The sequence below is a fragment of the Achromobacter sp. 46006 genome (assembly GCF_059761975.1).
On record NZ_JCBANN010000145.1, the window covers coordinates 1 to 438 of the forward strand.

General features: G+C 68.3%; 1 protein-coding gene. It reads left to right on the forward strand.

Annotated features, from left to right (window positions below; genetic code table 11):
- On the forward strand, window positions 1–438 hold a 438-nt coding region (locus AC6LKG_RS26565), incomplete at both ends, for a ShlB/FhaC/HecB family hemolysin secretion/activation protein (RefSeq protein WP_498169985.1).

Sequence of the window (438 nt, forward strand, 5' to 3'; positions counted from 1 at the left end):
GGTCAACCAGCGCGACCTGGACCAGGCGCTGGAAAACATCCGCCGGCTGGCCGGCCAGGCCGACGCCAGCATCGACGTGGCGCCCGGCCCCGCGCTGGGCGACTCGGACATCATCATCAAACCCGGCTCCGGCAAGCGCTGGCACGCCTATGTGGGCGGCGACAACGCCGGCCTGGAATCCACCGGCAAGAACCAGGTCAACGCCGGCCTCACGCTCGATTCGCCGCTGTTCCTGTATGACCAGTTGTCGGTCTCCTGGAACAGCAACGCCGACCTGCGCAACAGCGACGCCGGCTCGCGCGCCGCCTCCGTCAACTACAGCATCCCGTTCGGCTACTGGACCCTGTTCGCCGGCGCCAGCAAGTCGCGCTACCGCCAGACCGTGGCCGGCTTCGAGGAACCCATCGTCTACGGCGGCACCAGCAAGCAGGTGGAGGT